Origin of the sequence: Paracoccus yeei ATCC BAA-599 (genome assembly GCF_000622145.1) — a bacterium.
Taxonomy (GTDB): domain Bacteria; phylum Pseudomonadota; class Alphaproteobacteria; order Rhodobacterales; family Rhodobacteraceae; genus Paracoccus; species Paracoccus yeei.
In genome coordinates, this window is record NZ_JHWH01000002.1 from 378,774 (window position 1) to 392,031 (window position 13,258).

11 protein-coding genes are annotated in these 13,258 nt (G+C 67.5%); 3 read left to right on the plus strand and 8 right to left on the minus strand.

The genetic code is table 11. The features are described from left to right. Positions 1–55: 55 nt before the first annotated feature. Positions 56–1,477 (plus strand): metalloprotease TldD, encoded by a 1,422-nt coding sequence (tldD, locus tag BU28_RS0104070; RefSeq protein ID WP_028718323.1) that lies wholly within the window; start codon positions 56–58, stop codon positions 1,475–1,477. 116 nt (positions 1,478–1,593) lie between these two features. After that, positions 1,594–2,835 (plus strand): DNA-processing protein DprA, encoded by a 1,242-nt coding sequence (dprA, locus tag BU28_RS0104075; RefSeq protein ID WP_081791263.1) that lies wholly within the window; start codon positions 1,594–1,596, stop codon positions 2,833–2,835. Between the two features lie 101 nt (positions 2,836–2,936). Here dprA and BU28_RS26205 read toward each other — a convergent pair whose 3' ends face one another. After that, positions 2,937–3,866 (minus strand): hypothetical protein, encoded by a 930-nt coding sequence (locus BU28_RS26205; protein ID WP_233144996.1) that lies wholly within the window; start codon positions 3,864–3,866, stop codon positions 2,937–2,939. A gap of 75 nt (positions 3,867–3,941) precedes the next feature. Here BU28_RS26205 and BU28_RS26210 point away from each other — a divergent pair, with 75 nt between their 5' ends. Beyond that, positions 3,942–5,177, plus strand: a complete 1,236-nt coding sequence (locus tag BU28_RS26210) for an OmpA family protein (protein ID WP_233144997.1) — start codon at positions 3,942–3,944, stop codon at positions 5,175–5,177. A 42-nt stretch (positions 5,178–5,219) separates the two neighbouring features. Here BU28_RS26210 and phoB read toward each other — a convergent pair whose 3' ends face one another. The 7 genes from phoB to aroC form a co-directional block, all read right to left on the minus strand. Next, the gene (gene phoB, locus BU28_RS0104085; protein WP_028718326.1) at positions 5,220–5,909 is read right to left on the minus strand and encodes a phosphate regulon transcriptional regulator PhoB; all 690 of its coding nucleotides are present in this window, start codon (positions 5,907–5,909) and stop codon (positions 5,220–5,222) included. Between the two features lie 3 nt (positions 5,910–5,912). Further along, positions 5,913–6,635 carry a phosphate signaling complex protein PhoU gene (gene phoU / locus BU28_RS0104090; protein WP_028718327.1) on the minus strand — a complete coding sequence of 241 codons (723 nt, stop codon included), beginning with the start codon at positions 6,633–6,635 and terminating at the stop codon, positions 5,913–5,915. An 18-nt stretch (positions 6,636–6,653) separates the two neighbouring features. Continuing rightward, the gene (pstB, locus tag BU28_RS0104095) at positions 6,654–7,451 is read right to left on the minus strand and encodes a phosphate ABC transporter ATP-binding protein PstB (protein WP_028718328.1); all 798 of its coding nucleotides are present in this window, start codon (positions 7,449–7,451) and stop codon (positions 6,654–6,656) included. A gap of 21 nt (positions 7,452–7,472) precedes the next feature. Beyond that, positions 7,473–8,822 (minus strand): phosphate ABC transporter permease PstA, encoded by a 1,350-nt coding sequence (gene pstA, locus BU28_RS0104100; RefSeq protein WP_028718329.1) that lies wholly within the window; start codon positions 8,820–8,822, stop codon positions 7,473–7,475. After that, positions 8,819–10,009, minus strand: a complete 1,191-nt coding sequence (gene pstC, locus BU28_RS0104105; protein ID WP_028718330.1) for a phosphate ABC transporter permease subunit PstC — start codon at positions 10,007–10,009, stop codon at positions 8,819–8,821. Before pstC ends, pstA begins: the two co-directional genes overlap by 4 nt. Positions 10,010–10,072: 63 nt before the next feature. Next, positions 10,073–11,101, minus strand: coding sequence for a substrate-binding domain-containing protein (locus tag BU28_RS0104110; protein ID WP_028718331.1), 1,029 nt, complete (start codon positions 11,099–11,101; stop codon positions 10,073–10,075). Positions 11,102–11,255: 154 nt separating this feature from the next. Further along, positions 11,256–12,356 (minus strand): chorismate synthase, encoded by a 1,101-nt coding sequence (aroC, locus tag BU28_RS0104115; protein ID WP_028718332.1) that lies wholly within the window; start codon positions 12,354–12,356, stop codon positions 11,256–11,258. Positions 12,357–13,258 lie beyond the last annotated feature (902 nt).

Genomic DNA, 13,258 nt, shown 5'->3' on the forward strand with positions numbered 1-13,258 from the left:
ATCGACTTGTGACCAAAAAACCCCTAGTCGAGGCTTCCTGGCAAAGGACTTTCCGATGACCGACCTGGCTTTTTCGCCCTTCGAGACCCATCTGGACCGCGACCGCGCCCTGCGTATCCTGCAAGGTGCGCTGGCGGGGGCCGACGACGGCGAGCTGTTCCTGGAACGCTCGCGCGCCGAGACGCTGGCCTTCGACGACGGCCGGCTGCGCACCGCCAGCTATGACGCCGAGCAGGGCTTCGGCCTGCGCGCCGTCCGGGGCGAGGTGACGGGCTATGCCCATTCGACCGAGATCGACGAAGCCGCGCTGAAGAAGGCCGCCCAGACCGTGCGCCTGGCCGTGGGCGACGGCGGCGGCACGCTCGCACTGCCGCCCTCGGGGCCGATGGCCCCGCTTTACGCCGCGATCGACCCGGCCGAGGGCATCAGCTTTGCCGCCCGGGTGGCGCTGCTGCGCGAAATCGACGCCTTCGCGCGGGCGCTCGACCCGCGCGTGGTGCAGGTTTCGGCCAGCATCTCGACCTCGGTCCAGGAAATCGCGATCCTGCGCCCCGAGGGCGGGCTTGCCACCGACATCCGGCCGATGGCGCGGCTGAACGTCTCGGTCATCGTCGAATCGAACAGCCGCCGCGAATCGGGCAATGCCGGCGGCGGCGGCCGCGTGGCGCTGGACGGGCTGATCGCGCCCGAGCACTGGCAGGCCCAGGTGCGCGAGGCGCTGCGGATCGCGCTGGTCAACCTGCGCTCGGTCCCCGCCCCGGCCGGGGTGATGGACGTGGTCCTGGGCCCCGGTTGGCCCGGCATCCTGCTGCACGAGGCCGTGGGTCACGGACTGGAGGGGGACTTCAACCGCAAGGGCCATTCCGCCTTTGCCGGCCTGCTGGGCCAGCGGGTGGCGGCCCCCGGTGTCACGGTGATCGACGACGGCACCATCCCGGACCGACGCGGCTCGATCTCGGTCGATGACGAGGGCTCGGCCCCCGGGCGCAACGTGCTGATCGAAGACGGCATCCTGGTCGGTTACATGCAGGACCGCCAGAACGCGCGGCTGATGGGGGTGGAACCGACCGGCAACGGACGACGGCAGAGCTATGCCCACGCGCCCATGCCGCGGATGACCAACACCTTCATGCTGCCGGGGTCCGAAGACCCGGCGGCGATCCTGTCCGGGCTCAGGGACGGGATCTATGCGGTGGGATTCGGCGGCGGGCAAGTGGACATCACCAACGGCAAGTTCGTGTTTTCCTGCACCGAGGCCTATCGCGTCAGGAACGGCCAGATCGGCGACCCGATCCAGGGCGCCACGCTGATCGGCGACGGGGCCACATCGCTGGAGCAGGTCAAGGCCATCGGCAACGACCTGTCGCTGGACCCGGGAATCGGCAACTGCGGCAAGCAGGGCCAATGGGTTCCGGTCGGCGTGGGCCTGCCCACGGTGATGATCGGCGGGCTGACGGTCGGCGGCTCGGCCGTCTGAAGCCTCATCGTTTTCAGGGACTTGGCAGCCGCGCAGGACCTTCCCTGCGCGGCTAACCGAATCTTAACCATTGCCGTGTCATCACCATTGCCGGATGAGGCAAGGAGCATGAAACGATGGCACGACCGCTTTCTTTCGACCCCCACCACAATTCAGTCGCCCAGAACGGCGGCGGGCTTGCCGCCCTGCGCCTCATCCGCTCGCGCAAGGTCGGACCGGCGACCTTTCACCGGCTGCTGGCCGAACATGGCAGCGCCGAGGCGGCTTTGGACGCCCTGCCCCGGATGGCCCAGGACGCCGGGATCAGCGACTACCAGCCCTGCCCTGTCGCCGTCGCCGAGGCCGAGATCGCGGCCGGCCATCGCGCCGGGGCGCGGCTGCTGACCTGGGACGAACCGGACTACCCCGCGCGCCTGCGCGACATTGCCGAGGCGCCGCCCGTCTTGTGGATCAAGGGTCAGGCCGGCGTCCTGGGCCGGCTGCCCGTCGCCGTGATCGGGGCGCGCAATGCCTCGTCCCTGGGGCTTCGCATGGCGCGCGGCCTGGCGGCGGGACTGGCCCAGGCCGGCGCGGTCGTGGTCGCGGGGCTGGCGCGCGGCATCGACACCGTGGCCCACGAGGCTGCCCTGCCCAGCGGCACCATCGCCGTGATGGCGGGCGGCATCGACATGATCTATCCGGCCGAGAATACCGCGCTTGCCGAGGCGATCTGCGACACGGGCCTGCTGATCACCGAACAGCCCCCGGGGACCGAACCCGTGGCGCGCCACTTCCCGGCCCGCAACCGCATCATCTCGGGCCTGTCTCAGGCCGTCGTGGTGGTCGAGGCGGCGCACCGCTCGGGCAGCCTGATTACCGCCAAAGCGGCGCTGGACCAGGGGCGCGAGGTCATGGCGGTGCCGGGCCATCCGATGGACGCGCGCGCTTCGGGGTGCAATGCGCTGATCCGGGACGGAGCGCTGCTGGTCCGCGCCGCGGCCGACGTGCTGGTGGCCCTGAACCACGACCCTGCCCTCACGCAGCCCGTCCAGCAAAGCGCCGAACCGGCCCCGTCACCAGCCCGCAAGGGCATGGCCGGTGCCTTGCAACCTGCGGCCGTTGCCCGCCGTCTGGCCCAGCTGGGCCACGCCATGCGGCGCGAGGCGCCAGCCCGGCCCCTGCCTTCGGACGCCGGCGGTCCGGCCAGCCTTGAATCGCGCATCCTGTCCAAGCTGAGCCCCAGCCCGACCGAAGAAAACCTGCTGATCCGCGACCTGGGCCTGCCTGCCGCGACCCTTGCCCCTGCCCTGCTGTCGCTGGAACTTGCGGGTCAGGTCAGGCGGCTGGCCGGTGGCCGGATCGCGCTTGTGACAGGCTGACCCGGGCCGCCGACGCTTGGCAGATTTCCGCACATTCACGCGGCGGTCACGGCCTTGTTCCGGAACCGGGGCTGGCGGTTATGGTTGATTTGCACGCGTATCTAGGCGTCCAGCGGAAAGGGACCGTCATGCGTCGCATCTTCAAGACGACCACTGCAATCGTGGCCATCATCAGCATCCTGTCGCCTCAGCTTGCCGTGGCCCAGAGCGAGGCAGAGCTTCTGAAGCGCCGTGCCGAGGAACGCCAGCAGCAGCAACAGCAAAAACAGCAGCAGCAGCGTCAACAACAACAGCGCCAGCAGCAACATCGGGAGCAGGCCGCGCCGCAGAACCGCCAGGAAAGGCAGCCCCAGCGCGCCCAACCGGCCGAACGCGCCCAGAAAGAGCGGGCCCCTGAACGTGCCCAGCAGCAGCGCGCCCAACCTGCCGAGCGTGCCCAGCAGCAACGCCCCCGGACGGAACAGCAGCCCCAACGTGCCCAGGGCCAACCCGCGCGCGAGGGCCAGCCGCCCCGCAAGCAGCCTGTGCAGCAGCCCGAGCGCCAAGCCCAGCCGCCGAAACCGCAGCAACGCGAGCGCCAGCAGGAGCAACGCGCGCGCCAGCAGGCCGAGCCGCGCCAGCAGCAGCCTGCCCGGGATGCCCAGCCCCGCCGCGCAAGCGACGACGCACCGGCCCCGCGCGCCGCGCAGGGCCAGCGTGATGATGCGCGCCCGTCCCGCGAACAGCCCCGTCCGGACCCCCGCCGGCCGGCGGACCAAGCCGCGCCGCAGCGGGAGGCGCGTCCCGAACAACCGGGCGTTCGCCCTGCCCCGAATCGTGCGGAGGCGCCGCAGAACCGCCCCGCGGCGCCTCAGCGTGGCGAAGGTCGTGAAAACCCGCCGCCGCGCGCGGCCAATCGCGACGGTCAGCAGGCCCCCGGTGCGCGCGAACAGCGCCCGGCGCCGATGGATGCCAACGCACTTCGCAATGTCATGGAGCAGCGCGAGCGCGAAGGGCAGCAGCCTGCCCCCCGGCCCGCGCGCAACCAGCAAGCGCTTGACCCGCGCCGACCCAGTGACACGGAAGCGCCCGAACGTCCCCGCACCCGCGAGGAGTTGCAGCGTCAGTTGCAGCGCAGCAATGGCGAGATCCGCCTGCGCGCGCCCGAGGCGGATGTGAAGCCGAACGACCTTGCGCGACGGGCGGCGGAACGCAGCGCGCCGCCCAAGGCAGCGGCTCTGGCAGCCGCCGCCGAACGCCAGTCGCAGGAGAATGTCATCAAGCGCCGGATCACCGAACAGAACATCCGGCGCTCGGACCAGGACTTCGGCACCCGAATCAGGGATGGGCTCCGCCCCGGCGACCGCCGCAACCTGAGCCCCGCCGAGTTGCGCGATCTGGAACGCCGCGAGCGCCAGTTGCGCGAGGATGAGCGCCGGCTGGACGAGCGCGAGCGTGACCTGGCCCGCCGCGACGACGATGACGACAACGGCAGCGACATCGCGAAACTTCTGCTGGCAGGCGCCGCCGGTTTTGCGGTCGGCAAGATGCTGTCCGGCAATCGCCAGGTCGCGCTGAACACCGGCGACCGGGCGGTGCTGACCCTGCCCGACGGAAGCCAGCAGATCGTCCGCGACGACAACGCGCTGCTTTACCGCCCGGGGTCGGACGTGCAGACCGAGCAATTCGCCGACGGCTCGACCCGGACAACGGTGCTGCGTGCTGATGGCAGCCGGGTGGTGACGATCCGCGATGCGGACATGAACATCCTGCGCCGCACCCTGATTCATCCGAACGGAACGGAAACCCGTCTGATCGGCAACACCGAGGTGCGGCCAGTCCAGATCTCGACCCTGCCGGCGCCGGTTCCGGTCGAATACACCACCCGACCGCTGAACGAGACGGAACTGCGCAACGCCCTGCTGCAGGAAAGCGCGGCCGATCGACGCTTTACGCTGGGCCAGATCCGCGACATCCCCGAGGTGCGCTCGCTGGTGGCGCCGGTGAACCTGCCGCAGGTGACCTTCGACAGCGGCTCGGCCGCGCTGGCGGCTTCGCAGGCGGAACAACTGGCTTCGCTGGGCAAGGTGATCCGCGACTCGATCGACCAGAACCCGAACGAGGTCTACATGATCGAGGGCTATACCGACGCGGTCGGCTCCAGCGCGGAAAATCTAGCGCTATCGGATCGCCGGGCCGAATCGGTCGCGCTCGCGCTGACGGAATACTATCAGGTGCCGCCGGAAAACATGGTGGTGCAGGGCTATGGCGAACAGTTCCTGCTGGTTCCGACCGACGGGGCCGAGCGCGAGAACCGCCGCGTCGCCGTGCGCCGCATCACCGACCTGCTGGAACAGCAATAGGAAACCCCCGGGCGGCGGTCTTGACCGTCGCCCGGGGGTCCGTCACCCCAGCGCGTATCCTGTTCCGCGCACGGTGCGCACCGGATTGTCGCCGCCATTCGCCATCAGCGCCTTGCGCAAGCGTCCCACATGCACGTCGATGGTGCGGGTATCCACATAGATGTCGCGGCCCCAGACCCGGTCCAGAAGCTGCTCGCGCGTCCAGACGCGGCCCGGTTTCTCCATCAGCGTCGACAGCAGGCGGAATTCGGTCGGTCCCAAATGCAGGGCTTGGCCGCCGCGAAACACCCGGTGTTCGCCCGCATCCAGGATGATGTCGCCAAAGCTCAGCCGTTCACCCATCGAGGCGGGACGCGTGCGGCGCAGCTGGGTGCGCAACCGCGCCATCAGTTCGACGACCGAATAGGGTTTGACCACATAGTCGTCGGCGCCGGTTTCCAGCCCCCGCACCCGGTCCACCTCTTCGGAGCGGGCCGACAGCATGATGATCGGGATCTGGCGCGTCTGGGGGTCGGCCTTGACGCGACGGCAGATCTCGATCCCCGAGACGTTGGGAAGCATCCAGTCCAGCACGATCAGGTCGGGCTGTTCCTCGGCAACCAGCAGCATGGCCTCGTCGCCGTTCTCGGCCATGACGACCGAGAAGCCTTCGGATTCGAGGTTGTATTTCAGAACCTCGCGCTGCGCGCCCTCGTCCTCGACGACCAAAACACAGGGTTGCGCCTGGGCCATCGCTCAGTCCTCGCCTTCGTTCAGATTGGCCCGGGTAACGCTTTCGCTTTTCGGGCGGGCGTCGTCGGGCAGTTCGCCGGTGGCCAGATAGATCACCTGCTCGGCGATCCCGGTCGCGTGATCACCCATCCGCTCGATGTTCTTGGCGATGAAATGCAGGTGCATGCAGGGCGTGATGTTGCGCGGGTCTTCCATCATGTAGGTCAGGAATTCGCGGAACAGGGCGTTGTACATCTGGTCGACTTCCAGATCGCGCCGGCGGACGTCGGCGGCCAGCGCCGCATCGCGCTGGATATAGCTGTCCAGTGCGTCCTTCATCATGCCCTCGACGGTCGCGGACATGCGGCGCAGCGCCATGCCCGCGCCCTCGACGGCCGGCATGTGGACCAGGACATGGCTGCGCTTGGCGATGTTCTTGGCGTAATCGCCCACCCGCTCGAGGATGGCCGAGATCTTGATGACGGTCAGCGCGGTGCGCAGGTCGGTCGCGCGGGGCGCGCGCAGGGCGATCAGCCGCGCGGCCTCTTCGTTGATCTGGGTTTCCAGCTGGTCGATGGCGCTGTCGCGGCGGCGCACGGCCTCGGCCAGTTCCTCGTCGCGGTTTTCAAGCGCATTGGCGGCGTCGTGGATGGCGCTTTCGACCATGCCGCCCATCTTGACGACCAGCGCCTGCACGGTTTCCAGATCCCTGTCGAAGGCCGACAGGATATGGCGTTCGGTGTTCATGTCAGATCCCCTTCAGGCTCAGCCGATGCGGCCCGAGATGTAGCTTTCCGTCCGCGGATCGCGCGGATTGGTGAAGATGTCGTCGGTGCTGCCGTATTCCACCAGATTGCCCAGGTGAAAGAAGGCGGTCTTCTGGCTGACGCGGGCGGCCTGCTGCATCGAGTGGGTCACGATCACGACCGAGAACTGCGAACGCAATTCGTCGATCAGTTCCTCGACCTGGGCGGTCGCGATGGGGTCCAGCGCCGAGCAGGGCTCGTCCATCAGCAGCACCTCGGGCTGGGTCGCCACGGCGCGGGCGATGCACAGGCGCTGCTGCTGGCCGCCCGAAAGCCCGGTGCCCGGGTCCTGCAGCCGGTCCTTGACCTCGTTCCAAAGCGCGGCGCCGCGCAGCGCCTTTTCGACGATCTCGTCCAGTTCGGCGCGGTTGCGCGCCAGGCCGTGGATGCGCGGGCCATAGGACACGTTGTCATAGATGGACTTGGGGAACGGGTTCGGCTTCTGGAACACCATGCCGACCTTGGCGCGCAACTGCACCGGGTCGACGCGGCGGTCGTAGATGTCCTCGCCGTCCAGCGTGATCTTGCCCTCGACCCGGCTGATGTCGATGGTGTCGTTCATCCGGTTCAGGCAGCGCAGGAAGGTGGACTTGCCACAGCCCGACGGCCCGATGAAGGCGGTGACGGTCTTGTCCAGGATGTCCACGTCGACATCCTTGATGGCGTGCTTGTCGCCGTAATAGACCTGCACCTTGCGGGCCGAAATCTTGATCTCCTGCTGCGTCACGCCGCGCTCCACAATGCTCATGTCGTTCATAATTGGTAACTCCTTCCGGGTTTACCAGCGGCGCTCGAATTTGCGGCGCAGGAAGATGGCGATAAGGTTCATCGACAGCAGGAAGACCAGCAGCACGATGATGGCGCCCGAGGCGCGTTCCATGAAGGCGGGGTCGGCGCGCTGGGTCCAGTTGTAGACCTGGACCGGCAGGGCCGACGCGGGATCGAACAGCCCCTCGGGCGGGGCGGCCGGGAGGTTCTTGACGAAGGCGACCATGCCGATCAGCAGAAGCGGTGCGGTTTCGCCCAGGGCCTGGGCCAGGCCGATGATGGTCCCGGTCAGGATGCCCGGCAGCGCCAGCGGCAGGACGTGGTGGAACACTGACTGCATCTTGGACGCCCCCACCCCCAGCGCCGCATCGCGGATCGAGGGCGGCACCGCCTTGAGCGCGGCGCGCGTCGCGATGATGATGGTCGGCAGCGTCATCAGCGTCAGCACCAGGCCGCCCACGATGGGCGCCGACTGCGGCAGGCCGGCGAAGTTGATGAAGGCTGCCAGGCCGAGGATACCGAAGACGATGGACGGCACCGCGGCCAGGTTCGAGATGTTCACCTCGATGATGTCGGTCAGCCGGTTCTTGGGGGCAAACTCCTCAAGATAGATGCTGGCTGCGACGCCGATGGGCACGGCCAGCAGCAGCACGACCAGCATCATGTAGAGCGAGCCGAGGATGGCGACGCCGACGCCCGCCGATTCGGGGCGCTGGTCCGAGCTGTCGGGCATGGTCAGGAACGACCAGTTCCATTCCGTGGCCAGCAGCCCCTGATCCTTGAGCGCATTGGCAAGCTGCAGCTGCGCGACCGAGGTGTTGGCGTCACGCGCGGCGCTTTCCATGGTGACGCGGCCCTTGTAATAGCCGTCGATCCGACCATTGGTCAGCACCCGCGCCTGCACCGTCTGCCCGACCAGTTCGGGATCGGCCAGCACGCGGTTGCGCAGCTGGGCCGGCGCTTCCTTGGAAATCAGGTTCGACACGTCCTTGTCTGTCAGCCCCTCGATGGCGATGCCCTTGTCGGCGATCACCGCACGCAGCGACTGCTCCAGGATCTTGCCATAGGTCAGGGTCAGGACCTTCTTGATCTCCTCGGGATCGCGGTTGCCGGACTTGTCCAGCTGGGCCGCGTCCAGGGTCACCGGGATTTCCAGATAGGTCTGGCGGAACGCGCCGATGCCGTCCGAAAAGATCGAGAACAGCAGCACGACCAGCGCGATCATCGAAATGGCGATGGCGGACAGGCCATAGGCGCGGAACCGGGCCTCGGCGGCGTTGCGCTTGCGCGTGCGCTCGTCTGCGGCCAGCAGCGAACCCTGCGCATGGGGCGCGGCGGCGGGAAAGCTTGCCTCGGTCATTCGTACTGCTCCCGGTATTTGCGCACGATGTAGAGCGCGACGATGTTCAGCCCCAGCGTGACGATGAAAAGCGTGATCCCCAGGGCAAAGGCCACCAGCGTCTCGGGCGCGGCGAAATCGGTGTCGCCGGTCAGCTGGCTGACGATCTTGACGGTGATCGTGGTCATCGCCTCGAAGGGATTCAGGCTCATCTGGGCGCTTGCGCCGGCGCCCAGCACGACGATCATGGTTTCACCGATGGCGCGGCTGGCGGCCAGCAGGACGGCGCCGACGATGCCCGGCAGGGCGGCGGGCAGAACCACCTTGCGCACGGTTTCCGAGGGCGTCGAGCCCAGGCCCAGCGCGCCGTCACGCAGGGATTGCGGCACGGCGTTGATGATGTCGTCGCTGAGCGAGCTGACAAAGGGGATCAGCATGATGCCCATGACCAGACCCGCCGTCATCACCGACGACCCCGAGCTGCCCAAGCCCAGCGGCTGGGCGAAATAGTCGCGCAGCATCGGGCCCACGGTGATCAGCGCGAACAGGCCGTAGACGATGGTCGGGATGCCGGCCAGCACCTCGATGGCGGGCTTGGCGATGCTGCGCAGGCGGGGCGAGGCGTATTCCGACATGTAGATCGCCGCGAACAGCCCGATCGGGATCGAGACGGCCAGCGCGATCAGCGAGATGTAAAGCGTGCCCCAGACCAGCGGCAGGATGCCCAGTTGCGAGCCGCCGCCGAAGCGGGGCGACCAGGTGGTGCCGAACAGGAAGTCCTGCCAGGGGTATTGCTGGAAAAAATGCCCGGTCTCGAACAGCATCGACAGCACGATCCCGGCGGTGGTCAGGATCGCGATGCTGGAGCACAGGATCAGCAGGAAGCGAACGAAGGTTTCGACCACGTTGCGGGCCCGGAAATCGGGTGCGGTGCGCGACAGCGACCATGCCATGCCCGCGGCGGCCAGGATCAGGGCGACGCCCGCCAGGACCGTGCGATTGACGTCGGGCTGCGCAAAGCTCCAGATGGCGATCAGAAACAGGGCAGGCACAGCGGTGAACAGGGCGATGTTCCAGCCGTAATAGCTGGTGCGCGAATGCAGCTTGCGGCTGTCGCCTTGGGCCGCGGCAAGAGCGCGCGAGCGGCCAAGGTAGAAACCGGCGGCTGCCAGGGCCAGGACGATCAGAAGGGTCCAGGTGACGGGCATGTGAGCCTCGGATGGGGAGGGACAGGAGACAGGCGCGGAGCCTTGGCTCCGCGCCCCAAGGGCTCAGTTCGTCAGCGTCTTGCCGGCGGCCACGGCTTCCTGCGTGGCGGCCAGTTCCGGGTCGGCGACCAGGCCATAGGCGGCCAGCGGGCCGTCGGGACCGGCGATCTCGTCCGAGACGAAGAACTGGACGAACTCCTCAAGGCCGGGAATCTCGCCCAGGTGCGCCTTCTTGACGTAGAAGAACAGCGGACGCGACACCGGGTATTCGCCCTTGGCGATGGTCTCGGTCGAGGGGGCGACGCCGCCGAAGGTGCCGACCTTCAGCTTGTCGGTGTTGTTTTCATAGAAGGACAGGCCAAAGACGCCGATGCCGTTCTTGGCCGACTGGATGCGGGCCAGCGTCTCGGTATAGTCGCCGTCGATGTCGACCGACTTGCCGTCGGTGCGCAGCGCGCCGCAGGCTTCCTCGCCCTTCTCCTCGCCCAGTTCCTTGACCAGAACATCTTCCGCGCCCGATTCCTTGCAGCCGGCGTGGATCACCTTTTCCTCGAACACTTCACGGGTGCCGTGCTTGGTGCCGGGCACGAAGGCCAGGATTTCCTGATCGGGCAGTTCCGGGCGGATCTCGTTCCACTTGGTATAGGGGTTCGCGACGACCTTGCCGTCCTTGACCACCTGGGCGGCCAGCGCGTTGAACCAGTCGGCAGCGGTATAGGCGAAATCCGGGCCGGCGGTGTCGTTGGCAAAGACGATCCCGTCATAGCCGATGCGGACTTCCATGATGTCGGTCACGCCGGCAGCCTTGCAGGCCTCGATTTCCGATTCCTTGATCGGGCGCGAGGCGTTCGCGATGTCGATGGTGTTTTCGCCCACGCCTTCGCAGAACTTCTTCAGGCCGGCCGACGACCCGCCCGATTCCACGACCGGCGTCGGGAAGTCGGAGTTTTCGCCGAAGGCTTCGGCCACGATGGTCGAATAGGGCAGCACGGTGGACGAGCCAGAGACCTGGATCTGGTCGCGGGCCGAGGCAAGCGTCGCCGATGCGGCGATCATGGCAAGTGCCGACACGGCGAGTTTCGCGGATTTCATAGGATCACTCCTGACAGTTCCTTGGGGGCCGGGATCGGCCTGCCCGACGCTCTAGTGCCGGGCTGCGACGCTTATGCGACTGGAATGTGACAGGAGTGCGACAATGCGCGATCCGTTAACGGTTCTTAACGGATCGCGGAAAAAACTTTGGAAATCAGCCGATGGTTCCCCGAACGCCGCCGGTCTGCGCCCGGTCCAGCATCAGGTGATCCAGAATCACGCAGGCCGCCATGGCCTCGGCGATGGGCACGGCGCGGATCCCGACGCAGGGGTCGTGACGGCCCTTGGTGATCAGCTCGATCTCCTCGCCCCTTTGGTTGATGGTCTGGCGCGGCGTCAGGATCGAGCTGGTCGGCTTGACGGCGAAGCGCACGACGATGTCCTGCCCGGTCGAGATGCCGCCCAGGATGCCGCCCGCGTGGTTCGACAGGAACCGGGGGCCTTCGTTGCCCATGCGGATCTCGTCGGCGTTCTCGGTGCCGGTCAGCGCGGCGGCGCCCATGCCCTCGCCGATCTCGACGCCCTTGACGGCGTTGATCGACATCATCGCCGCCGCCAGATCGGTGTCCAGCTTGGCATAGACCGGCGCGCCCAAGCCCGGCGGGCAGCCCTGGATCAGCACCTCGATCGCCGCGCCGACGCTGGTCTGGTCCTTGCGGATGGCGTTCAGGTAATCCTCCCACTGGGGGACCGCCCGGGCGTCGGGCAGGAAAAACGGGTTGTTGCCGATCTCGTCCGCGTCGAAGCGCGAGCGGTCCAGGTGCAGCGTTCCCATCTGGACCATATAGCCGGTGATCCGCAGACCTGGGACCAGGTCGCGCAGCACCGCCTGCGCCACGCCCCCCGCCGCCACGCGCGCGGCCGTTTCCCGCGCGCTGGAGCGCCCGCCGCCGCGATAGTCCCGGATCCCGTATTTCAGGTGATAGGCGATGTCGGCATGGCCCGGGCGGAAGGCCTGGGCGATCTCGCCATAATCCTTGCTGCGCTGGTCGGTGTTCTCGATCATCAGCTGGATCGGCGTGCCGGTGGTGCGCCCCTCGAAGGTGCCCGACAGGATGCGGACCTGGTCCGGCTCCTGCCGCTGGGTGGTGAACTTCGACGTCCCCGGCCGGCGCCGGTCCAGAAACTGCTGGATGAAGCCTTCGTCCAAGGCCACCCCCGGCGGGCACCCGTCCACCGTCGCCCCCAAGGCCGGCCCGTGGCTTTCGCCCCAGGTGGTGAAGGTAAAGACCCGGCCGAAACTGTTGAAGCTCATCCCTTGCGCGCCCCTTTTTCGCCTGCGATAGCCCCGCAGGCCGGGGCAGGCAACGGCAAATGCCATGCGGGCCCCAGAAACGACAGCGCAGTCCCGCCGGGCCGCAGGCGCCTTCACGCAGACAAAAGAACCCCCATCCAGATGTCCCTTGACGCTGGGGAAGCTTCCAGACAGTAACATTCCTGGTACAGCCTGGGATCACGAGTTTCGGTCAGGGCAACGTCAGGTCAGATCAATCATGCATATTCCTGCAAGGATGGTGTAAGCTGGCCTGGGTTAAACGGTTCGGCCTGGACATTAGGGCCTTGGCTGCGACACGAAGGGGGCACGCGCCGGACGCGGTACCGTGACAGTTTTCTGGATTACGGTCCTCGACGACCTTTCCTCCAAAGGGCAGTATGGGCCGCTGGTTCAGGTTCCAGGGAAGTTGCTCGGCCATGCTTGTGGTGGGGTGTGAACGAGCGACTCAGGAGGGCGCGGGCCGGAGACACCCGCGCCCTCTCCTGCCACAGGACGCCCCGCATCGCCCGGGGGCCGCATCAAACAGCTTGTGGAACATGTGTAACCGCCCCAAGCGCAAGGGGGATCTTCGGAGCTGATGTTGGCGCGGTGTCGGGTGCCGACATGTGTCCGGCCTCTGATGCGGCCATCGTCATGCCGCGGGCCCGTATGGTGTCCGCGGGTCGGGTCCAGATCAAAGCCGCGTGCTCGATGGCACTCTGTTGCACCCTGCTCGATGGCACTCTGTTGCACCCTGGGTCTCCCGATCCCGTCTCACGACCGTTGCGCCAAACTGCTCCTTGCCCTCCTCCGCTCCGACGTCCTCGCGACCGACAGACGGCTTACGCCGCCGCGGCCGGAGACTGGTAGACGCCGCCCTTGGCCATCAGGGCCCAGACGAT

What these genes read in the sequence shown, in the direction of transcription:
- tldD (WP_028718323.1), top strand. Translation starts at nt 56, where the DNA reads ATGACCGACCTGGCTTTTTCGCCCTTCGAGACCCATCTGGACCGCGAC.
- dprA (WP_081791263.1), top strand. Translation starts at nt 1,594, where the DNA reads ATGGCACGACCGCTTTCTTTCGACCCCCACCACAATTCAGTCGCCCAG.
- phoB (WP_028718326.1), bottom strand. Translation starts at nt 5,909, where the DNA reads ATGGCCCAGGCGCAACCCTGTGTTTTGGTCGTCGAGGACGAGGGCGCG.
- phoU (WP_028718327.1), bottom strand. Translation starts at nt 6,635, where the DNA reads ATGAACACCGAACGCCATATCCTGTCGGCCTTCGACAGGGATCTGGAA.
- pstB (WP_028718328.1), bottom strand. Translation starts at nt 7,451, where the DNA reads ATGAACGACATGAGCATTGTGGAGCGCGGCGTGACGCAGCAGGAGATC.
- pstA (WP_028718329.1), bottom strand. Translation starts at nt 8,822, where the DNA reads ATGACCGAGGCAAGCTTTCCCGCCGCCGCGCCCCATGCGCAGGGTTCG.
- pstC (WP_028718330.1), bottom strand. Translation starts at nt 10,009, where the DNA reads ATGCCCGTCACCTGGACCCTTCTGATCGTCCTGGCCCTGGCAGCCGCC.
- BU28_RS0104110 (WP_028718331.1), bottom strand. Translation starts at nt 11,101, where the DNA reads ATGAAATCCGCGAAACTCGCCGTGTCGGCACTTGCCATGATCGCCGCA.
- aroC (WP_028718332.1), bottom strand. Translation starts at nt 12,356, where the DNA reads ATGAGCTTCAACAGTTTCGGCCGGGTCTTTACCTTCACCACCTGGGGC.